The 21533-nt window shown below is 41.7% G+C and carries 16 protein-coding genes; 6 read left to right on the forward strand and 10 right to left on the reverse strand.

The features are described from left to right. The first annotated feature begins 537 nt into the window (after positions 1-537). Both O9X84_RS04535 and O9X84_RS04540 read left to right on the forward strand, forming a co-directional pair. The gene (locus O9X84_RS04535) at positions 538-1686 is read left to right on the forward strand and encodes an iron-containing alcohol dehydrogenase (RefSeq protein WP_269518417.1); all 1149 of its coding nucleotides are present in this window, start codon (positions 538-540) and stop codon (positions 1684-1686) included. Between the two features lie 169 nt (positions 1687-1855). Next, positions 1856-2179 (forward strand): DUF3392 family protein, encoded by a 324-nt coding sequence (locus O9X84_RS04540; protein ID WP_269518418.1) that lies wholly within the window; start codon positions 1856-1858, stop codon positions 2177-2179. A gap of 54 nt (positions 2180-2233) precedes the next feature. Here O9X84_RS04540 and O9X84_RS04545 read toward each other — a convergent pair whose 3' ends face one another. Beyond that, positions 2234-6076 (reverse strand): hybrid sensor histidine kinase/response regulator transcription factor, encoded by a 3843-nt coding sequence (locus O9X84_RS04545; RefSeq protein ID WP_269518419.1) that lies wholly within the window; start codon positions 6074-6076, stop codon positions 2234-2236. A gap of 98 nt (positions 6077-6174) precedes the next feature. Between O9X84_RS04545 and O9X84_RS04550 the strand changes: the two genes are divergently transcribed. Continuing rightward, entirely contained in the window at positions 6175-6336 is a 162-nt protein-coding gene (locus O9X84_RS04550) for a hypothetical protein (RefSeq protein ID WP_269518420.1), read from the forward strand. Here the strand turns inward: O9X84_RS04550 and O9X84_RS04555 are convergent. Further along, positions 6333-6836 carry an HAD family hydrolase gene (locus O9X84_RS04555; RefSeq protein WP_269518421.1) on the reverse strand — a complete coding sequence of 168 codons (504 nt, stop codon included), beginning with the start codon at positions 6834-6836 and terminating at the stop codon, positions 6333-6335. The two genes, O9X84_RS04550 and O9X84_RS04555, sit on opposite strands and share 4 nt — an antisense overlap. Before the next feature lie 189 nt (positions 6837-7025). Here O9X84_RS04555 and O9X84_RS04560 point away from each other — a divergent pair, with 189 nt between their 5' ends. The 3 genes from O9X84_RS04560 to O9X84_RS04570 all read left to right on the forward strand — a co-directional run bounded on the left by O9X84_RS04560 (position 7026) and on the right by O9X84_RS04570 (position 10538). Further along, positions 7026-7910 carry a DMT family transporter gene (locus tag O9X84_RS04560; RefSeq protein ID WP_269518422.1) on the forward strand — a complete coding sequence of 295 codons (885 nt, stop codon included), beginning with the start codon at positions 7026-7028 and terminating at the stop codon, positions 7908-7910. A gap of 119 nt (positions 7911-8029) precedes the next feature. Beyond that, positions 8030-9829, forward strand: a complete 1800-nt coding sequence (locus O9X84_RS04565) for a GGDEF domain-containing protein (RefSeq protein ID WP_269518423.1) — start codon at positions 8030-8032, stop codon at positions 9827-9829. A gap of 37 nt (positions 9830-9866) precedes the next feature. Beyond that, positions 9867-10538 carry a haloacid dehalogenase type II gene (locus O9X84_RS04570; protein ID WP_269518424.1) on the forward strand — a complete coding sequence of 224 codons (672 nt, stop codon included), beginning with the start codon at positions 9867-9869 and terminating at the stop codon, positions 10536-10538. 82 nt (positions 10539-10620) lie between these two features. Here O9X84_RS04570 and O9X84_RS04575 read toward each other — a convergent pair whose 3' ends face one another. From O9X84_RS04575 to O9X84_RS04610, 8 genes are all read right to left on the reverse strand, one after another. Then, on the reverse strand, positions 10621-10881 hold the full coding sequence (locus O9X84_RS04575) for a hypothetical protein (RefSeq protein ID WP_032095896.1): 261 nt from the start codon (positions 10879-10881) through the stop codon (positions 10621-10623). A 444-nt stretch (positions 10882-11325) separates the two neighbouring features. Beyond that, on the reverse strand, positions 11326-12378 hold the full coding sequence (locus O9X84_RS04580; protein WP_269518747.1) for a protein-glutamate methylesterase/protein-glutamine glutaminase: 1053 nt from the start codon (positions 12376-12378) through the stop codon (positions 11326-11328). Between the two features lie 11 nt (positions 12379-12389). Beyond that, positions 12390-13007, reverse strand: coding sequence for a chemoreceptor glutamine deamidase CheD (gene cheD, locus O9X84_RS04585; protein WP_416360032.1), 618 nt, complete (start codon positions 13005-13007; stop codon positions 12390-12392). Positions 13008-13009: 2 nt separating this feature from the next. Continuing rightward, a complete protein-coding gene (locus O9X84_RS04590) occupies positions 13010-13822 on the reverse strand; it encodes a CheR family methyltransferase (protein ID WP_269518426.1) in 813 nt (270 codons plus the stop codon). Positions 13823-13842: 20 nt separating this feature from the next. Further along, positions 13843-16773 carry a methyl-accepting chemotaxis protein gene (locus O9X84_RS04595; protein WP_269518427.1) on the reverse strand — a complete coding sequence of 977 codons (2931 nt, stop codon included), beginning with the start codon at positions 16771-16773 and terminating at the stop codon, positions 13843-13845. A gap of 73 nt (positions 16774-16846) precedes the next feature. Next, positions 16847-19153, reverse strand: a complete 2307-nt coding sequence (locus O9X84_RS04600) for a methyl-accepting chemotaxis protein (protein WP_269518429.1) — start codon at positions 19151-19153, stop codon at positions 16847-16849. A gap of 1 nt (position 19154) precedes the next feature. Further along, positions 19155-19661: a chemotaxis protein CheW gene (locus O9X84_RS04605; protein ID WP_032095901.1), complete on the reverse strand. Its 507-nt coding sequence runs from the start codon at positions 19659-19661 to the stop codon at positions 19155-19157. Continuing rightward, entirely contained in the window at positions 19658-21514 is a 1857-nt protein-coding gene (locus O9X84_RS04610) for a chemotaxis protein CheA (protein WP_269518431.1), read from the reverse strand. The genes O9X84_RS04605 and O9X84_RS04610 overlap by 4 nt, the downstream gene beginning before the upstream one ends. Positions 21515-21533: the final 19 nt, after the last annotated feature.

The raw sequence follows: 21533 nt of genomic DNA on the forward strand, positions 1-21533 counted from the left end.
AAATATATCGAATTATGAATCGTCGTATAGACACTCTTAACGAGTACCCACACAGATTGTCTTGTCTAAATTGTTAAAGAACGTGGTTGCTAGTGCAACCTCACCGTAAGCCGTTGCTTCTTGGTGACTCACTCCGTTTGAGTGAGGTGCGCATTATACGCTGGAAGTTTTCGCTGTCAACACTTTTTGAAAATTTATTTTCTAAAGCGTTTCTTCTTAACTCCCGTCTTTACTGGCCTATAAAGGTAGTAGAGACTTACTTCAGGAGGGTTGCTGTTTTGCTTTTCCCCCGAAGCGGATGCGCATTTTAGGGAAATGAGCGCTCACGTCAACAAGTATTTTAAAAAAACTGTTATTTTTTGCTTTTTTGAGTAATCTTCGAACAAAACGTATTCTTATTGTGCAAATTCATCCAATTCTTCATTTAACTAGCATTATTGAGTGGTTGTCGGCACGTATAAGCGCAACTAATTTGTATATAACGCTATCTGCTATACATTATTAATGATATCCAACATCAAAGAGTAACAAGAACATATGAAGGTTTCTGAATTTAAAACAGCTGGCAAGCTCATTACGGGCGCTGGTGCTATTACTGCACTTGCTACTGAAATTAATCGACTATCGATTACATCAGTCGTAGTTGTAACAGATAGAGGTGTATCTCAAGCTGGATTATTCGATTTGTTACTTGCGAAATTACCCTATGCACCGACATTAGTTATCGATGATATTCCCGCCGAACCTGAAGTTACTATCATAGAAGATAAAGTGCGCCAACTTCGCGCTACAAATGTTGATGGTGTAATTGCGTTAGGTGGCGGAAGTGCTATCGATGCGGCAAAGGTATTGGCAGCAACATACGATTATAAAGGTAGTATCGCTGATTTATTCGGTGAAAACCTGATAAAGGAAAGGACGCTTCCACTCATTGTACTGCCAACAACTGCAGGTACCGGTTCGGAAGTGACTAACATTGCCATACTTGCCGACCCATTCGAAAAGGTTAAGAAAGGGATTGTTAGTCACTGCTTGTTACCTGATGTAGCCATAGTAGCACCAGAGCTCACGCTTTCATGCCCCAAAACTATTACTGCTGCAAGTGGAGTTGATGCCTTTGTTCACGCTTTAGAAGCATTTATTTCAGTAAACGCTAGCCCCATCACTGACGCGCTCGCCGAAAAGGCGATGGCATTGATATTTCACTCCTTACCGCATGCGTACAGAAATGGTGAAAATCTTGTGGCTAGGGAGCAAATGGCTACGGGTAGTTTAATGGCCGGCCTTGCATTTGGAAATGCGGGCGTTGGAGCGGTTCACGCTTTAGCTTATCCGTTAGGTGGTCGGTTTCACTTGTCACACGGCATGAGCAATGCGGTTATGTTACCTCACGTGCTGCGAGCAAATGCACCGTTTTGCGCCGACAAGCTATTTGCCGCATCACTGTTGCTTAAGCTTTGCCCGCCGGATAGTAAGAAAGATTTTGCGATTACTACTTTACTAAACGCAGTAGAGCAACTCTGTAGTGATGTAGGCATACCTCAAACCCTAAGAGAATTTGATATTCCAGAGGACGCCATTCCTCAGTTAGCTGAAGATGCAAGCAAAGTAACCCGATTACTGCGTAATAATCCAAAGCAACTGAGTGTTGAAGATATTGAGGACATCTATCGCAAGGCTTATTAAAGGTGGCTGATATGAGGCCACAGCTAAATGCTATTGCCTTTATAAGGCGCTAATACTTTTATAACGACTACTATATACGTAGAATTATAGCTTTAATTTAGTGAAGGGTACTTTTGGCATTCCAATGCTATTAGCTCACGATTAGCCTAATATAAAGTAGTAGATTTACATGAATGAATTATTCAGCGCGCTATCTCGTGCACTTAGCCCGTATTATACAGAAATGAGTATTATGTTGATGGCGACTATATTGGTGGTCTATGGCGACATTATAAATGGCCATGTGAAACGTGTTTTGGCACCGTACCACTTTACTATAAGAATAAGTCTATTTGTTGTGCTGTGTGCATTTGGTTACGGCGCACTCACCTTATACGGCGCGCCCTTTTTACAGCATGTTCTTGATTATGTTCCATGGCAATATCAAGGTTCAGCGTATGTAGCCTCGTTTATGCTAATCGGCTTTTTAGCGGAGAGGCGGAGGTATATTTAACCTTTCCATCCGCTCCTTGTAAAATAGCTTTTGTAATATTCTTCCTTATTCATATTACGAAATAGAACGGTTACCTCTTAGTTCGACGAACTTTTTAGGAGGAACACCCATAATTTTCTTAAAAGTAGTTGAGAAATACGCCGACGTCGCAAACCCCACGTCTAAGCATGCATTCAATATACTACTTCCTTCAAGCAGGATCGGTATTGACTTCTCTATACGATAGCGAGACAGGAATTCGCTAAAGTTGTAGTCAAACAACTCCGCCATACGACGATTCAAACTTCGAGGACTTATCAGCAGAGCTTGTGCAGCTCGCTCCCTATCAAACTCTTCATCTTGATAATGGTTTTCAAGTACAGCAATAAAGTTAAGATAAAACGCCATATCTTTTTCAGTCTTAAATTCTGGAATATTTAAGCAGCCATACTTAAATGGTTCAGTCGTAACGTTGCCATCCGGCTTCACACTTGTATCTCTCAGTAGTATGAGATGTTCGACTCTCATCTCTATTTCTTGGTTTGAGCTTGGCTTCATCAAGTAATAATCTACTTTTATTTCTAAGGCGGCTTGTTCGATGGCAGCATCTGAACTCGCGGTAAGCATAAGAATAGGCGTTCCACCTAATGAGTCGTGCTCTCTTATTTCCTTTGAAAGAGATAAACCATCGAACTTACCCATCATCTGATCACAAATCACTAGCGAAACTAAATGGGATCGCAACACTTCCAAAGCTTGCTTACCATTTTTTGCTACTAAACAACGGTACTTTGGCGATAAAAGGTTGAATAAGTAAGTTCTGAACTCCCTGCTGTCATCCACGATAAGTAAGGTTTTCCTATCACCTTGCCAGTCTGTTACGTCTTTTATGCTTAATTGGGCGTTGATGTATTCAGTATCATCAATGGGAAACACCGTCGAGATTTTGGTACCTCCACCTTGTTTACTGTCTAGCAATATTTCGCCTTGATTTAATTCGACTAAATTTTTGACGATGGATAAACCTAACCCATCGCCTTTTTCATCACTGCTCAATCGGACAAAGCGTTCAAATACTCGGTCATGCTCTTCTTTCGCTATACCAGAGCCGTTGTCCGTTACGGTTAGTTTGAATGTTTTAGCTTCTATAGCGAATACTACCTTAATTGTACCTAGCTCAGGCGTATATTTAATCGCATTCTCAACGAGATTAACCACTATTTTTTCAAGGCTATCGTTTATTAATGAGACCGTGCCATCCCCTTTTACTCGCATTTCTAAATTTTGTCGCTTCGCTTTAGCCAGTGGCTCTAGCGCATTAACAATATGGGCCATCTTCTCTGTAGTGTAGTTGGTAAAATAATCGGAGACAGCGGATGCTCTAGGACTATCCTTTTGCATTTGATCAACTAGCTGTTCCACCCGCTTCATGTTCAGTTGAATGCTTTTTAATACACCATCGCTTTCTGTTGTTTTCTCGTTTACCTTAGATAACGTTCCTTGGATTATTTGAATAGGTGTTTTGAGCTCGTGAGTAATTTCACTAATATGACGTTCTTTACTTTTGAGCATTTTTTCAAATTTTGACTCACCATCTGTTATTTCATATCGGGTGAGTTGGCGATACAGAGGAGTTTTCTTCCAGTTCTCAATCATTGGTTTCAAGTAGCCCACTCGCCATGAAATGAACAACAACATAAACAAAATAGCATAAAAGAGTAATGCAAACGGTGACAACCAAATAGGAGGCGCAATATTGAATTGCAATGTAGCAATTCCGGTCAAGGAATTGGAACTCTTAACCCTAACTTGGACGAAATGATCTCCAAAACTTAAATCACTAAGCGATATCACCATATCTGCTTCAGCATGCGCTATCCAATCTCCCCCATCTCTATCAAACCTATATTCAAGTGTATGTGCTTCATTATATAAAAAGCTATCAGATACGAAACCGATAGAAGCATTACTAAAGCTATTTGGAAATTTAAAAGAGTGTTTCTCTGGGAAATAAATTGTGTGGGAGTCCTCCCCATTGCTCCACTCCACATGAGTGACTATCACATTGACGTTAGATAAATCTTTTTGGTGAAGCTGTTTCAAAAAAGGCTTTTCATCAATAATATATGAATACTTGTCTCCTAATATCAACAACCTTCCTCCCAAATCAACAACACCTTTATATTCAAAATCAATGTCGAATATTCCTTCTGTCTTTGTCAGCTTTATTGCTTCACTTCCGTCAGAGGGATAAACGAATAAACCCATGTTAGTTGCAATCCAAAGGTTGCCAGCGGTTGAGACAACACCACCTCGTATGAATCTCAGACCAAAATTATCAAAGTCGTCAAAATTTGAGATTTCTCCACTCTTCTTGCTTATGAGTTTGAGACCTGCCCCAGATGTACATAAGATAAAAAAGTCTACTTGTTCCAGTAGACACTGTATCCCCTGCCACCTTGCTTCTTCTGATTTTATTTTCCTCCAGCTGAATTTTGATAGTTGAAAGTGAATATTATCGAATGCATCGAACGCAGCCAGCTCTCCACTTGAGAGTAGTGAACTCGAAACTAGAAATCGGGGGGCATCGAACTGATCAACAATCTCGTTCGAACTAACAGCATAATAATGCGCATTATTTCCATCATCGTAGTAAATATAATGTTGAGTTTCATTCACTCGAACTACATGACGATATGAACTAGAACAAAAACTTTCTCGAGAAGCTGACAAACTATGAGAAAAGACTCGCTCTTCATAACTTAAACACCCCTCCTCGTATTGGCTTGACCCAATGATCTTTGTCATTTCGCCAGATTGCTTTTCAAGCTCAAATACGCCATTACTTGTTTTAACTAGAATTCGTTTTGGGTCTACGAAAACATCACGGATATTGTCGCGCAGTGAGATGCTATTGAAAGATACTAAGTTTATAGCTCTTTGAGAATCAGATAAGGTTAAAAGACCAAGTTGTGATGAGGCTATTATCAAGGAGCCTTGGGGCCCATCTACTACTTTCACAATTGTATTTATGGATTCGGAGCCAACGAGAGGATTCATGAATTGAGGCCGCTCTAATACACCTGCTTTGAATTGCCAGAGCGTTCCATCTGAAACCCATAACTCACCTTCTTTACTTTTATTTATAAACTCGATGTTTTGAAGTGTATCTCTTTTAACTTGAACAAACCTTGAATTGCTTATTTCAGACTCAATGATGTAAAAGCCGCCATCACCACCCAAATAAATATTTCCATCAATCTCTCTTACAAAAGTAGCGTAGCTTAAAGCGGGTAAATCCTCGGATAACACAACCCTTTTAACTCGGTTGCTCAATGGAGATATGGTTACAAAGCTATCTCTGGTTGCAATGATAAATTCATCACCAGATGAAGTATCGATTGAATATGCATCTTGTACAGTGATGGCGTTTATTTGACGATTTACTGGAGAAGGTGTATTCGTTTCTTTATCTATTACGATTATGTTGTTAATAATCGAGAAGGCGATATGCCTATCTGTGATAGACAAGGACCATACCGATTTAGACCAGCCATATTCCGAAAAGACTTTTTCCGCCTTTCTTGTCTGTAAATTTAGCTTAAATACGCCAACACCATATTCAATTATCCAAAGGTATTTACCATCAAGATAAATGTCTGAAATTATTCCAGTTTCTGTTCCTTTAACATTAAATTGTAATTGTTGGGTTAGTGCACCTGCAATTTCGAAAACTCCATTTTCAGCAGCGATGTATACTTTGTCTAGATTGACTTCAACATCTCGAATAACTCCTGCAGGAGTTCCAGCAAAAACCGTTCGTCCCTCTAAACTCTCGGCATACACGTCATCTATAAAAAGAGAAAACGGGATAAAAAGCACTAAAATTGAGACAGCGCCCACCCGAAAGCCAATCATTGATAATAATGTCCTTATACACATTTCCGTCTTCTCTTTTTAATTATTTAATCATCGCTGCTCAATCGAGCTTATTTAATTTTACAGAGGGAAAGATTATGAATAACGAACATTTTTTAAACAAACAAGAGCTAGATGCCAAAGACTATACTAAAGTATATGGCGGAGGAGGCTTTCTAATAGATGAGTTTGAACATTACACAATTTTACCTATAGGCCCCTTGAAGCCCAAGAAGCCTGAAATAAAAGCCACTATCTAAACCATCAACCACTGCATACCTGCATTCTCTGCAGCCTGCTGGTCGTAAATAAAGTCTCCTACGTATAGGCAGTCTGCAGGTTGCAGCTGCCATTTTCTCGCGACCATAAGTAGCGCCGTTGGGTCGGGTTTTGCCGGTGCGTCTTCTCTCGTTAATACATAGTCTATAGGAATGTTGTTATTGGCTAGCTTAATAGCCGTTGCCTCTCGACAGTTTCGGGTCACAATAGCCATGGGCAGATTATGCTCTTTCGTCTTTTCTACCATTTGCTGGCCAATACTTAGCCACTTCGCGTTTCGCGCATCTTCTAGCTCGTGTCGCAATATGGTGTTGTGCGCGTCAGCCTTTTTACGTTCGCAGCTTATAGCGTCAACAAACGTAAGTATGTCTTCATCTAAAGGGCACCCAATGGTTTTCCGCATTATTGTAAAATCTAAACTCGACTCTACTAGTGTACCGTCTAGGTCGAATATAACGCCTTTAACACCATCTAAATTCATGTGCGCTCTCAAATAATAGATTAAAAAAATTTAGGTATGAATATGCCACTAACAACATACGCATTCCGTTACGTTTAGATTAAAAACCTTCGCGATTACATGGATATTAAAGAACAGGCTTACCTATTCAGTCTCTTTGCATTAGCATAGCCGCTCTTTTTATTTATACCTCACACAGAAGGGTTATTCATGGGTGTATTCGCAGCATTAGGTACTGCGCTTTGTTGGGCTATTGCCGCGCGTTTGTTCAGCGTTACTGGCAATGCATTTTCGCCACTTACTATGAATTTTTGGAAAGGCTTAATTTCCATTGCTCTGCTTGGCGTTGTACTCGTTGTAGTGCAGCCTACCTTATCTTCCACGAACGCCGTAATTTGGCTTCTTGTTAGTGGCTTTATTGGCATTGGTATTGGCGATACGTGTTTTTTCAAAGCGCTACAGAGCATTGGCGACAGCCAAGCTGTACTTGTTGCTGAAACCCTCGCGCCATTATTCACTGCCCTATTCGCCATGGCCTTTATTGGCGAATGGATTACATGGCAGCAGTGGATAGGCGTGGCTGTAGTGCTCTTCTCGGTGGATATGGTTATTAAAACCCGAAAGCGTAATGCTACCCACGTGTTTGCAACTAGCGGCTATCTGTATGGTGTAGGAGCCGCGCTATGTCAGTCTGTTGGCGCAGTGGTTAGTCGCGATATTTTAGGAAGCGGCGACGTTGATGCAGCAAGTGCAGCCTTTTTACGGCTTGTGGGCGGTATGGTGTTTGTTGTGCCCTTTATTGCCGTAACAAAAACTCGGTGGCTACCCGTTATTACTGAAGGCAAACGCGTATGGCCAGCCTTTGTTGTAGCAACATTACTTGGCACAACAGCAGCAATTTATCTGCAGATGTTTGCGTTTGCCTACGCTAAAGCAGCTGTAGTACAAACTCTAATCGCTACCAGCGCATTAATGTCTCTTGGTGTTGCCTTTGTATTAGGAGAGAAAGCCACTAAAGCGACTTTATTGTGGTCGGTCATTGCTTTGGTGGGCGTTGGTATATTAGTAAGCTTTGGCGATAACACCATTCATTAACTTTCATTTCCCATAAGTCTTCTTTTTTGTGCTCGTAAAAAGTAGACTTATGGGCACGTTGGGTGGTAGTTGTGGCGATAACTAGCTATGATTGCTGAAAAAATTAGAAAAGAAACAATATGCGCACGACATATTTAGCATCTATTTTATCGATAACACTCTTTACAGTAACCGCGTTATTTTTTAGTCGCTCTTCATTGGCAGCTAACGGCGATATTGAAGCCTTTATAGCCAAAGTGCGAACTGTATCTTACGACTGCCCTGACGCTAACTTGCTTTCTGAGTTAGACACCACTTTGGCAAAAGAATCTCTTACAGCCAATCAGCGCTTCGCACTTTCCACTGCACGAACTCATTTCTTAATTTGCAGCGGTAAACATGAAGAAGCGCTTAAAACACTTCTTGAAAGTATTGAACAACCTAATATTGATACAACCTCTTATGCGTTTGCTTCAGCCATTTATCAAATAGGGTTTATTTACGATACGAAAGAAAACCCTGCTCGCTGCCAGTTTTATGAACGGGCCAAAACCCTCTCATCCCCGGTAAAGCACAGCGACATATTTACTAGTGCCTCGCTAGCTATTATTACCTATTGCTCAGAAGCAGACTCTATTGCCGAGCGATTAGGCAAAATGTTCAACGTGTTAGATAGGTATTCAGATAAGGGCAGCCCAGGTGAACTCGCACATATTCGCAACAGCATAGGCCTTGTTTATGGAAGCTTAGGGCAGCATGCACTTGCTGCCGAGCAATATATTAAAGCCCACGAGCTTGGTTTACAGGTGTATAAAGGTAGTAACAAGGTGTCGATTTTGATCAGCGCTATTGTTTCACTCGCCTCAAGCGGCCAAACAGACGAGGCTTATAAGCGTATATTAGAGCTTGGGCAGCTGAACCAAGAAATTGGCAATTCTTACACTAACTTTTTGTATCAATATTCGCTACAACTCTATTACCGAAAACAAAGAGACTTCAACAAATTAGGGTACTACCTACCTCAGTTTAAAGAGGCTATATCTGCAATATCGAATTCATTCTATCAATCGCTATATGAATGGCATGTAGCGGAGATATGCTTATTTAAAAACGACATTCCCTGTGTTGAGAAGTACTTAAATGGCATGAAAGAGAATGAAGCGGTTATTCCTCCCAAGTTTCGAGAGAACTTAGACTACCTAAGCTTTAACTTATCGCTATATATTGCTTTGAACGATTTAGAAGGTGCCAAAGCTGCCCTCGCATCTTACTCAAAGTTGGTTAATAAAAAACAAAAGGAAAACCAAAGCTCTGCTAAAATTCTCGGCGCAGCAAATTTATATAATAAAATACACGATTTAGAGTTTGAGATAGAAAGAACTGAGCGTTTACGCAAAAACACGTTGTTCGCCGCAATAGCCATTGTTCTATTATTAGCAGCAGGCTTAGGTTTTTATCTTCGTAAGCGGCATCTCGCGGCGAAAGCAATTGACCCTGCAACACAATTACTTAATGCGCAAACTTCTATCAGCCGTATCAACAAGCTAGATACTCCAGAAGATGGACGAGCTATCGCTATTGCGATTTTTGATTTGAGCAACTTTCGCGAGCTAAATCGAAAGATTGGCTCAACAAAAAGTGACTACGTACTAAGAGAAATAGCCAAAACACTTCAACACGTGGTGAGAGGCAGCGATATTCTTGGCCGTTTTGGCCCAGAGCAATTTATATTGTGCCTACATAATATTGATGAAATCAGCGCACGAACGTTTTTAGAGCGAGTGCAAACTGCTCTGGATAATACCTTTGAAGAAGAGCTATCTACCGGTGATATTAAGGTGCAATCGAACATGAGTATATTCATTGCATCGGAGAAACTGTCTAATTTAAATGACATTCTTGATGAGATGCTTATGTCATTTAATATCAGTAATCGTTAGTCTTGTGCAATGACATTTGTATAAGGGAACGATAACAATGATCAAAGCGCTAATTTTTGATGTTAATGAGACACTTCTTGATATTAATGCAATGAAAACTGGACTTGCTGAAGTATTAGATGGCGATGAAACCCTAGTCGATTTATGGTTCGCCAATTTACTTCACCACAGTTTGGTTGATGTTGTTTCTTCTCAGTTTCACGACTTTATTGACATTGGGGCAGCAGCACTGGTGATGGTTGCTTACAGCAAGGGTATTCAGCTAACCCAAGAACACGCCAAGCAAACGATTCAGCAACATATTACTTCCCTGCCACCCCATGACGATGTAGCGGCTACGCTAAAAGCCTTAAAGCAAAAAGGCGTTACTTTAATAGCGTTATCAAACTCTTCTAGTGCAGGGTTAGAGGCACAGCTGTCTTACGCCAATATTAAATCGTATTTTGATATTGTGCTGAGCGTAGAATCTATCCGCACATACAAACCCTATCCAAGCGTTTACCACTGGGCCTGCCAACAGGCTGAGGTAGTACCTAACGATACATTAATGGTTGCGGCACATGGCTGGGATGTGAGTGGTGCTAAAGCAGCAGGTCTTAATACTGCGTTTGTCGAACGCCCTGGTAAAATGATGTACCCGTTAGGGCTGGCTCCTGACTACTCTATTGAATCGCTAGACCAGTTAATCCCTTCTGTTTTTAACGGTTGATTATCTACTTAATTAAGTAGCGCAAACAAAAAGACCTTGCTTACGGCAAGGTCTTTTTTTAATTCGGTATGAAGTGAGCGTATTAAAGCTTTGCTAATTCCGGACGTTTCGCTTGGAAACCTTCAGTACTGCAAGAACTACGCTTGGTATTTAAGGCGTTCAATTGACGCTTGAGCCAAGATTTTTGAATACCCGATGACGCGGTGTTCATCTCGCTACTCACTCGAATAATTTCTTTACCAACATTTACACATTCTTTTTTAGTAGGCTCGAACCCACCGTTTGCTAATGCAGAGGAAGAGAATACGATGGCCGATAGTGCGATAAGTGTTTGCTGTTTCATAAGAGTCCCCGATTACTCGTATAATTTTTCATAAGTTATGTACCAGTTACACTGGGTTTGATTTGCCCTAAATCTGATAAAAACTATAGCAGGTCATTTATTCTTGTTAGGTGTTGAAAAATATACGCAGTAATAAATCTGCTTATTTTTAACACACCCTTATACCGACCATTTCATTTAAATAAGACTACCTACTCTTATCAACACGCCATCAGTTATGGTACAGATTTAAGCTTTTTGCAAGTTTTGACAATTAACCCATCCCTAGTAGTCGCCATAAAACAGCAAGTTATGAAATCAACATTAATTATCGGACGTAGTTAAACATCTTCATGAACGTTTCTCAACCACATCTTTAGTCGAAAAAGTATCTATACTGAGGTTATACAGCGAGTTAACTTAGGTATATAAAAAGCGCGGAATCTCGCTCACTGTCCTATGTGCTTACAACCTGCTCCCTGCGTCCATCTTATCGACCGCTTGTAAAATTTCTTTGCCCATATTAGACAACGAAACAATACTTTTGGCTGCGCCTTTTTCTATCGCCACTTTAGGCATGCCATAAACAATACAACTTGCCTCATCTTGGCAAAATGTTTCACTACCACCGTTGTACAGTTCAAGTAATCCCGTTGCCCCATCACTGCCCATCCCTGTAAGCAATATACCAATAGCATTGCTACCAGCACTTTTACATAACGAATAAAAAAGAGTATCGACAGAAGGCTTGTGACCCGAAACTCGTGGACCGTCTGTAAGCCTTATCCGATAATCAGCACCGCTTCGCTCAACTTCCATATGTTTATCGCCTGGCGCAATATAGGCTTGTCCTGGCAAAAGCCTTTCGCCCCCTCGAGCCTCTCTTACGGTTATATGACATATTGAATTTAATCGCTTTGCGTAAGTCGTTGTGAATCCCGCAGGCATATGTTGAGTGATAATTGTCGCAGGTGCATTGGCTGGAAAAGTTGACAGTATTTCTTTTATTGCCTCAGTTCCTCCAGTTGAAGCGCCAATAGCAATGAGTTTTTCTGTGCCTTGGTAGCTGATTGACTTTACTGTCGATACATCGCCTTTACTCTTCGCTGGCTTTTTGACTCTCGCCCGTGCAGCGGTTCTAATTTTTTCGACAATCATTTCATGATAGGCAGCCATGCCCTCAGCAACTCCAATTTTGGGCTTCGCCACAAAATCGACTGCGCCCAACTCTAGGGAGCGGAACGTTGCATCTGCTCCCTTTTCAGTAAGGGTAGATATCATTACCACCGGCGTAGGCCGAGCACTCATTAGTACCTCAAGAAATCGTAAACCGTCAACTTTAGGCATCTCAATATCAAGTGTAATAACGTCTGGTTGAGTTTCTTGCACTAACTTTTTTGCGACAAAAGCATCTGGTGCAGCACCAACTAATTGCATATCAGGCTCACTTTTTATTATTTCGCCCAATATCTGCCTTATCAATGCCGAATCATCTACAACTAACACTTTAATTGTCATCACTCACGTTCCTAGAATATATCAACACTGCCAACTAACTTGCGCTCTGAGAGTTTCCAGCGATGCTGACTTTCACGCTCAATAATAGTGGCGTTATTTAATTCATTAATTCGCTTCATGAACACGCTTCCCGTTGCAGGAAAGAAATAAATCTTGCGGGCATACTCTTCACATAAATCACTTGCCACTATAGGAATGCGCTCTGTATTCAAAAAGCTGACAACAAACTCTGCATTGAATCGGCCTACATCATGCTGAATGAATGATGGAACAACCCGTCCACCACCGAAAACTTTTGCTTCTAGCCTGCGCTTATCCGCACCTGCTTTGACAAGTTCGTTTACCAACACTTCCATGGCATAAACACCATATTTTGTTGCCGTGCACTCCGTTTGCTCTAGCTCATTCGCCGTTTTGTTTATTGTGGGCAGCATAAAATGGTTCATTCCACCTACTCCCGTCATGGGATCGTAGATGCACGCAGCAACACAAGAGCCTAAAACTGTAACTAACAGCTTTTCTTGTTTAGTCACTGCATACTGTCCCGGAAGAAGCTTAATAGCCTGAACGCCGAAGCGCTTATCATAATAAGCAATAGGAGAATCGAAATCGCTAGTGTGCACTGGCACTCCTATTTGACCGGACGATATATGGTTTTACCTACCGGCCTTACAAGATTAGTGTGCATATTGAAATTTTCGGAATGCCCCGCCATGTAGAGCCCTTGCGGCTTTAACATTCCAACCATTTTAGTCAGTACTTTAAGCTGTGTCGGTTTATCAAAATATATCATTACATTTCGACAGAAAATCACGTCTAATGGTGAGCTTATACTCCACTTAGGTTCAGTTAAATTGAGCTTTTTGAACTGCACCATTTGCCGTAATTCTTCCACCACGCGCACTTTACCTTCAAAGCTACCCTTACCTTTATGAAAAAATTGCTTTTGCCTAGACTCAGATACCTTTGCAATTGTCGCAAGTGGATACACTCCCTCTTTAGCCTTGGCTAAAACCTTGCTGTCGATATCTGACGCAATTATTTTAATAGGCGTTTTAAAGCTCCCGAAGACCTCTGCAACAACCATCGCAATTGAATAAGGCTCTTCGCCTGTGGAACTTGCAGCACACCAAATTGTGGTAACCTGCGGGTTATCTCTGAGGTAATCAGCCAGCGCAGTAAAATGGTGTGGCTCTCTAAAAAACGATGTTAGGTTGGTCGTCAGCGCATTTATAAATTGCTCTAGCTCATTCTCAGAACTATTAACAACCGCTAAATATTCACTAAAGCTCAACAAACCCTTCGCCCTTATTCGCCTCGCTAAGCGACTGTAAACCATTGCCTCTTTTGCATCGGTTAGTTTAATACCCGCTTTTTTAAATAGCATTTGTTGCACTTTAAGGAAGTCCGCCTTTTCAAAGGCGAACTCACGCGTCGATGCCATTCTAGGTGGCATGGCTCCCATCAAAAAGACTCCCACTCAGCATTTTTTGGCAATGCAGGAGACAATACCCCCCTATTGTTTACCGTATTCGTACGACGGTTTAGCGTATTGGAAACGGCTCTTGGTGTTAAACCTAAACGCGTTTGATGTCCTGCCAAACCATCAGATTGATGCCCTTTACTTGTGCCCTTTTCTATTTCAAATACGGCAACACGATCGCTCAACTCTGCGGATTGAAGCTTTAAGCTATCTGATGCAGCTGCAGCCTCTTCCACTAACGCTGCATTTTGTTGTGTCATCTCGTCCATTTGAACCACTGCTCGACTGACTTCCTCAATTCCAGCAGCTTGTTCAGATGACGCAGCAGCAATTTCTGACATGATATCGTTTACGCGCTTAATGGCGGTGACAACTTCGCCCATTGTGTCGCCTGATTTAACTACTAGCTGGTTTCCGCTGGCAATTTTACTCACTGAATCGGAAATGAGTTCCTTGATATCTTTAGCGGCTTCAGCAGACCGTTGAGCAAGGCTTCTAACCTCAGAGGCAACAACAGCGAACCCACGGCCTTGTTCTCCAGCCCTTGCAGCCTCTACCGCTGCATTCAATGCTAATATGTTTGTTTGAAATGCAATGCCGTCAATCACACCAATGATATCTGAAATTTCCTGAGCTGAATCATTGATAAGCGTCATTGTATTAACTACTTTGCCAATGACATCTCCGCCCTCAGTCGCAATTTGGCTTGCTTGTGCCGCTAGTGCATTAGCTTGCTCAGCATTTTCTGCGTTAAGCTTAACCGTGCTAGTCAACTCTTCCATACTGGATGCGGTTTCTTCCAAACTTGAAGCCTGTTGCTCTGTGCGTGACGAGAGGTCTGAGTTACCTAAGGCAATTTCACTCGAAGCGGTATTAATTGTCTCAACAGCAGAATTGATGTTTAGTATGGTGCCTCGCATTTCTTCTATAAACTGGTTTATTGAACCACCAAGCACTTTAAACTCGCCTTCAAGCGCATGCTCGATACTTACCGTCAAATCGCCTTCCGTCAATCGTTCCATTACGTGCTTAATTTCATCAACCGCCTGAGTTCTGCCAGTAATATCGGTCGCAAACTTGACTACCCTGAATGGCTTTCCATTATGGTCGAGGATTGGGTTATAGGTTGCTTGAATGAAGATTTCCTTTCCATTTTTACCTATTCGCTTGTACTCTCCACTTGAAAAGGTGCCTTCTCTCAGCGACTCCCAGAATGCTGCATACTCATGGGTTGAACGATAGCTAGCATCAACAAACATACTGTGATGTTTACCCTTTATTTCATCCAGGGTGTAACCAACGGTTTGAAGGAAGTTATCGTTAGCAGTTTGAATAATTCCATCCATATTGAATTCTATTACTGCCTGAGACTTTCCAATAGCCTCCAACTGCCCCTCGAAATAAGCGTTTTGTACTTTTTGTTCTGTAATGTTACTCGCATACTTAACAACCTTAATCGGCTTACCATTGACGTCTAAAATCGGGTTATATGTTGCTTGAATCCATATGTCTGAACCATCCTTAGCAACGCGATGAAACTCGCCGGAATAGAACTGCCCCTGAGCTAGCTTTTCCCAAAATGTGCGATAGTCTTCAGAATCACGCTCAGTCTCGGTAACAAAGATAGAATGATGCTTGCCTACGATATCCTCGAGGGCATAACCAACGGTTGCGAGGAAATTATCGTTTGCAGTAATAATATTGCCGTGCGTATCAAACTCGATAACGGCCTGAGATTTGCCTATAGCGTTAATTTGTCCTAAATTAAATGCATTTTGCATTTTTTGCTCTGTCACATCTGACGCGTATTTTACTACTTTAACTGGGTTACCAAATTCATCGAATATTGGGTTGTAAGACGCTTGAATCCAAAGCTCGCTGCCGTCTTTTCTTATTCGTTTAAACTCGCCAGACTTATAATCCCCTTTTTTTAAGTCTCGCCAAAATGCAGCATATTCTGGGCTCATTCTATAGTTAGGCTCAACAAAGATACTGTGGTGCTGGCCTTTTATTTCACCCAGGTCATACCCTGTGGTTGAACAGAAGTTTTCATTGGCAAAAAGGATATTACCTTGAAGATCAAATTCAATAACTGCTAGTGACTTACCTATTGCATTGATTTGCCCTTCGTAATTCGCGTTTTTGCGTTTTTGCTCTGTTATCACGGTTGCAAACTTAACTACTCGAACAATGTTACCCAGCTTGTCATAAATAGGATTGTAAGATGCTTGGATCCAGATTTTGTCACCACTTTTCGCAACTCTACAATACTCACCGGTATTTTTTTCGCCACTTCGAAGCTGTGCCCAAAAGTGCTTATATTCCTCAGACACACCATACTCGGTAGTAACGAATAGTCGATGGTGCCGGCCTATTAGCTCGTCTTTTGTATATCCAGTCGCTTGCAAGAAGTTATCGTTTACATCTTCCACTATCCCATCGGGAGTAAAAGCAATTATGGCTTGGCTTCTGTCCAGTCCATTTAATAGCCCAGTTTTATACTGAAGCTCTTGATCGTTGACCCACTCAACCATATAACCGAGCTTCTCTCCTTCGGCGCTATTAATAACAGAGACATTCAATGTAAATATCAGCTCTCCAATAGGCAGCAGAAAGGTGTCTTTTGTTTGGCAATGTTCAAAGCGAGAGCTCAACTCTTTATGGTTAGCAAAAAATGAACATAAAGCCATTCCGTTTAATGAGTGGAAGTTAATTGAGGGCAAATGCTCTCTAAACTTAGCAGCGTATTCTTCTGCCAGTTTAAAAAATGCCTTGTTCGCAAACGTTATCGCCCCACTCCCGTTTACCAACATCAAACACGCGCTACTTTCACTTAACGCTTGCTCTTGGAATCTAGTTAAACTTTGTGCAGCGATAAGTTCGTCATTTTGAAAAAGATTAAAAACACCCATAATTTAGCCTTATTAATTTGTTTCGAAAAACACAATAAAAAAGCGACTCCCCGAAGGACAGCCGCTTTATGTTTTAGAACGATTCCCACTCATCGCTGCTGGGTACTTTAGGTTGTAGCGCTCTGTGATTAGTTAGCGAAGCAACCGATGCCGTTCTGTGGGATTGCTGAGAGAGCCTTGCTGTAGGCACAGGCTGTTGCTGTGACTTATGAGATTCACCTATTTTGAACGTGGCTACACGCTCTGACAATCCACTGGCCTGCTGTTGCAAGCTTTCAGCTGCCGCAGCGGCCTCCTCAACTAACGCAGAGTTCTGCTGAGTCATTTCATCCATTTGCACTACCGCTTTGCTCACCTCTTCAATACCAGAGGCTTGTTCTGAGCTTGCAGCAGCAATTTCAGACATAATATCGTTGACGCGTTTAATTGAGGTGACAACTTCTTCCATTGTGTCGCCAGACTGATTGACTAACTTATTGCCACCATCAATTTTGCTTACCGAGCCTGAAATAAGCTCCTTAATTTCTTTAGCTGCTTCTGCTGAACGTTGAGCTAAGCTTCTTACTTCTGAGGCAACAACTGCGAAACCTCTCCCTTGCTCTCCCGCTCTTGCGGCTTCAACCGCCGCATTTAGCGCAAGTATGTTGGTTTGAAACGCTATACCGTCGATAACACCTATGATGTCTGAAATTTCTTGAGCAGATGCATTGATAGATGACATGGTATCAACTACCTGTCGGATAAGGTCGCCGCCTTTGGTCGCAATATCACAACTTTGCGACGCAAGCGCATTTGCCTGCTCAGCATTTTCAGCATTAAGCTTCACGGTACCAGTGAGCTCCTCCATGCTCGATGCGGTTTCTTCTAAACTTGACGCTTGCTGTTCGGTGCGACTAGACAAATCAGAGTTGCCGGTAGCAATTTCAGAAGATGCTGTTGTTATTGTTTCTACCGCCTCGTAAATAGAGCCGATGGTGCCTGACATTTGATTAACGAATTGATTAATTGCATCACCTAAAACTTGGAATTCACCCTCAAATTCGTCTTCGATAACCGCGGTAAGGTCGCCATTAGACAGCCTGCTCATCACATCATTGATTGTGCCTATAATACGGCGCATATCACCGATAAAACGGTTAATCGAATTGCCTAAATCTTGGAACTCATCCTTAAATTCATGTTCAATTTTGCAATCTAAATTCCCCTGAGCCAGTTCGTTCATCGCATGTCTGATATCACTAATTGCTTGCTTGCGACCTGTAATATCTAAAGCAAATTTCACCACTTTGTATGGGCGACCATTTTGATCAATTATTGGGTTATAAGATGCTTGGATCCAAACTGACTTGCCTTCTTTTCCCACTCGCTCAAACTCATCGTTAAACATGGAGCCCTGTCGCAACTGTTCCCAAAACTGTGCGTATTCAGTGGAACGTTTGTAATCATCTTTCACAAACATACTGTGGTGCTTACCTTGCACCTCTTCTAACCTGTAACCTACCGTGTTTAAGAAGTTTTCGTTGGCCGTTAATATGTAACCGTCTAAGTCAAACTCAATAACAGCCTGAGCTTTGTTGATGGCATTGATTTGCCCTTCATAATAAGAGTTCTTTAATTTGGTCGCTGTAATATCGGTAGCAAATTTCACAACGCGCATTACCTTGCCATCGCCGTCAAGGACTGGGTTATATGAAGCCTGGATCCATATCTCTTTACCCTGCTTATCAAGCCGACAGAATTCGCCGCTGTGAAGCTTGCCACTTTTGAGCGTTCGCCAAAATTCGCTATATTCCGAAGAATTCACGTAACTGGCATCACAAAACATTTTATGGTGATTGCCTACTATCTCATCGAGCGAGTAGCCTAGTGTATTGAGAAAATTGTCATTCGCGTTTTGAATGATGCCATCGGGTGTAAACTCAATAACCGCTTGCGCTTTGTCCAAAACGTTTAACAAGGTGCTTTTGATGAGAATTTCAGATTGGTCAATCCATTCAACCATAGTACCTATGTTGTTTTGCTCTTGGTCGAACATAGGAGTGAGCGTGAGTTTAAAGTTTAAATCGCCAATCTTGATGCTTGACGTTATTGTCGACTTAAGCTCGGCCAGCATATTTCGCTGATAAGAAGGTTTTTTGTGAAACTGGTCAATATTCTGACCTTCGAGATTGTCTGCGGAAAAGCTGGGGAGTAATTCTTGCAGTTTTTTCTCATTTGCTTTCAACAAATCTTTGACTGATTTGTTTGCAAAAATAATATTACGTTCAGCATCTGCCATCATTATGCAACACGTTGTTGCATCAAGAGCCTGCTTGTTTCTTAGTGCCTGATTGGCATCCGTTGCCTTCGTAAAGTCTTCTATCCACGTCATGATACCCATTTTATTCTTCCTCTACCGATGCTGTTTTTGTCTCAACTAGACCCAATTCATTACTAGTGATAAGGCTTTCTATATTGACTAAAATCACCATATTTTCATCAATGTCAGCCAACCCGTGTAAGTATTTACTATCAAAAGAAACACCAAATTCCGGCGGAGGAAGTATGTCCCCTTCAGAGAGTCTTATTACATCTGAGACGCCGTCTACTACTATTCCCACAATGCGGTCATGTACGTTCAACATAATGACGATAGTGAATTGATTATAAGTCGCTTCACCCACGTTAAATTTCAAACGCAAATCTACTATTGGAACAATATCGCCTCGCAAATTAATCACGCCCTTGATAAAAGAGGGTGCATTAGCAATTTTTGTTACCTGCTCATAACCGCGTATTTCTTTAACCGTTGTAATGTCCAGTGCATAGTGTTCTTCGCCTAATATGAAACTCAAAAACTCGCTTTCTTTAGACGCACTTACTGCCTGTTGAAGTACTGCTTCACTCATACTGAAACCTCGCTATTTTTTACAGTGACGCAATTAACTGCCACTGAATCGGCATCGATGATCATGGCAACTTTGCCGTCGCCCATAATGGTTGCGCCGGCAATACCTGCGACTTTTTTGTAATGCTGTTCTAGGCTTTTAATCACCACCTGTTGCTGTCCGACAAGAGAGTCAACCAAAACGCCGTAGCGCTTTTTACTGCTCTCAAGTAGCACAACAATGCCTTGGGTAGGCTCAGTGACGCCATCATCGACTTCCATTAATTGAGTTAGGGAAACTAAGGGCCAATAACGATCTCGAATCCACAGCACTTGCTCATTTCCAAGTGTCTTCAGTTGCGATGATGTAGGTTGAAATGACTCAATAACATTTAGAAGTGGTATAACAAATATTTGCTGACCTACTGACACACACATGCCATCGACTATGGCTAGCGTTAGCGGCAAATGGATGTAAAAAGCAGAGCCCTCGCCCTTTGATGATTCTATTTCTATTCGACCACCGATGGACTCAATGTTTCGGCGTACCACGTCCATACCCACACCGCGACCAGACACATCAGTCACTTCCTCGGCTGTAGAAAAGCCGGCCTGGAAAATAAGTTGCCATATCTCGCTGTCGGGCATATCGGGAGATAAAGGTAACCCATTTTGCGAAGCTTTTTGTAATATACGTTCTTTGTCTAAACCGGCCCCGTCGTCGATGATACCTATAATGATGCTACTGCCTTTTTGCTCTGCACTAAGGATCACGGTACCTTTCTCGGGTTTTCCGCTAGCAATACGTTTTTCAGGAGTTTCAATACCGTGATCGATACTGTTTCGAACTAAATGAGTAAGTGGGTCGACCAGCTTTTCAATTAAGCTTTTATCAATTTCGGTGTTGCCACCTTGGATAACTAAATCAACCTGCTTACCTAGCTTGGTTGATAAATCTCGTACCACTCTTGGGAAACGATTAAACGTCATATTTATTGGTAACATCCGCATAGACATCACCGACTCTTGAATTTCTCGAGTATTACGCTGAAGCTCATCTATCGCTAGCTGCAGTCGCTCGCCTATCTGACCTTCTACTTCTTGCCCCACATTTGAAAGCATTGACTGAGTAATAACTAACTCACCGACTAAGTTAACCATAGCGTCAATTTTGGTAGTATCTACTCGTATCGATGCCGCCTCCTTTGCAGCAGCTTTAGGTTTTGGCTTCACAGGTTTAACAATAGGTTGCGAAGGGCTTTTCGCCTCCTCGCTTTTTACAGGGGGAGCAACGGGGAGATTCTCTGGCTCAAAAAAACCAAAGCCAGCTATTTCAGCATCTATATCTAAATCATCCTCAGAGACTTTATTAATAACGCCGTAATCGTCGTCATCATCAAAAAAGCCAAATCCATCAATAACGTCATTATCAGTGTCACTGGTGCATTCGAGAACGTCACTATGGCCAGATACACTGCTTTGTGATGCTTGTGCCAATGTGTCTTCTAGCACTTTGATGCTTGCATCTATCTGCGCTTGCGGGAGATCAGTCTTTTCTTTATAGGCCGATAAGGTGTCTTTCAAAACGTCTAGCGTTTGTAAAAATACATCTACTATGTCAGTGGTAACGTGGATTTCCTGATTTCTCGCCTTATCTAATAAATTTTCCATCACATGAGTGAGATTCATTAAGGCGTCGAAATTAAAAATACCACTGCCACCTTTAATAGAATGGGCCGCTCTGAATATACTGTTAAGCTGCTCTTGGTCAGGACAGTCTACGTCAAGCGTCATTAACAACTGCTCCATGTCTTGAAGATGTTCATCACTTTCTTCAAAAAATACGTCATGAAACTGGGTTACATCTATTGTCATGAGAGATTGCTCCTAACGA

The organism is Alteromonas sp. BMJM2 (assembly GCF_027257845.1).
Taxonomy (GTDB): domain Bacteria; phylum Pseudomonadota; class Gammaproteobacteria; order Enterobacterales; family Alteromonadaceae; genus Alteromonas.

What these genes read in the sequence shown, in the direction of transcription:
- O9X84_RS04550 (WP_269518420.1), top strand. Translation starts at nt 6,175, where the DNA reads ATGAATAACGAACATTTTTTAAACAAACAAGAGCTAGATGCCAAAGAC.
- O9X84_RS04545 (WP_269518419.1), bottom strand. Translation starts at nt 6,076, where the DNA reads ATGATTGGCTTTCGGGTGGGCGCTGTCTCAATTTTAGTGCTTTTTATC.
- O9X84_RS04600 (WP_269518429.1), bottom strand. Translation starts at nt 19,153, where the DNA reads ATGGGTATCATGACGTGGATAGAAGACTTTACGAAGGCAACGGATGCC.
- O9X84_RS04575 (WP_032095896.1), bottom strand. Translation starts at nt 10,881, where the DNA reads ATGAAACAGCAAACACTTATCGCACTATCGGCCATCGTATTCTCTTCC.
- O9X84_RS04540 (WP_269518418.1), top strand. Translation starts at nt 1,856, where the DNA reads ATGAATGAATTATTCAGCGCGCTATCTCGTGCACTTAGCCCGTATTAT.
- O9X84_RS04580 (WP_269518747.1), bottom strand. Translation starts at nt 12,378, where the DNA reads ATGACAATTAAAGTGTTAGTTGTAGATGATTCGGCATTGATAAGGCAG.
- O9X84_RS04590 (WP_269518426.1), bottom strand. Translation starts at nt 13,822, where the DNA reads ATGGCATCGACGCGTGAGTTCGCCTTTGAAAAGGCGGACTTCCTTAAA.
- O9X84_RS04605 (WP_032095901.1), bottom strand. Translation starts at nt 19,661, where the DNA reads ATGAGTGAAGCAGTACTTCAACAGGCAGTAAGTGCGTCTAAAGAAAGC.
- O9X84_RS04555 (WP_269518421.1), bottom strand. Translation starts at nt 6,836, where the DNA reads ATGAATTTAGATGGTGTTAAAGGCGTTATATTCGACCTAGACGGTACA.
- O9X84_RS04610 (WP_269518431.1), bottom strand. Translation starts at nt 21,514, where the DNA reads ATGACAATAGATGTAACCCAGTTTCATGACGTATTTTTTGAAGAAAGT.
- O9X84_RS04595 (WP_269518427.1), bottom strand. Translation starts at nt 16,773, where the DNA reads ATGGGTGTTTTTAATCTTTTTCAAAATGACGAACTTATCGCTGCACAA.
- O9X84_RS04535 (WP_269518417.1), top strand. Translation starts at nt 538, where the DNA reads ATGAAGGTTTCTGAATTTAAAACAGCTGGCAAGCTCATTACGGGCGCT.
- O9X84_RS04565 (WP_269518423.1), top strand. Translation starts at nt 8,030, where the DNA reads ATGCGCACGACATATTTAGCATCTATTTTATCGATAACACTCTTTACA.
- O9X84_RS04560 (WP_269518422.1), top strand. Translation starts at nt 7,026, where the DNA reads ATGGGTGTATTCGCAGCATTAGGTACTGCGCTTTGTTGGGCTATTGCC.
- O9X84_RS04570 (WP_269518424.1), top strand. Translation starts at nt 9,867, where the DNA reads ATGATCAAAGCGCTAATTTTTGATGTTAATGAGACACTTCTTGATATT.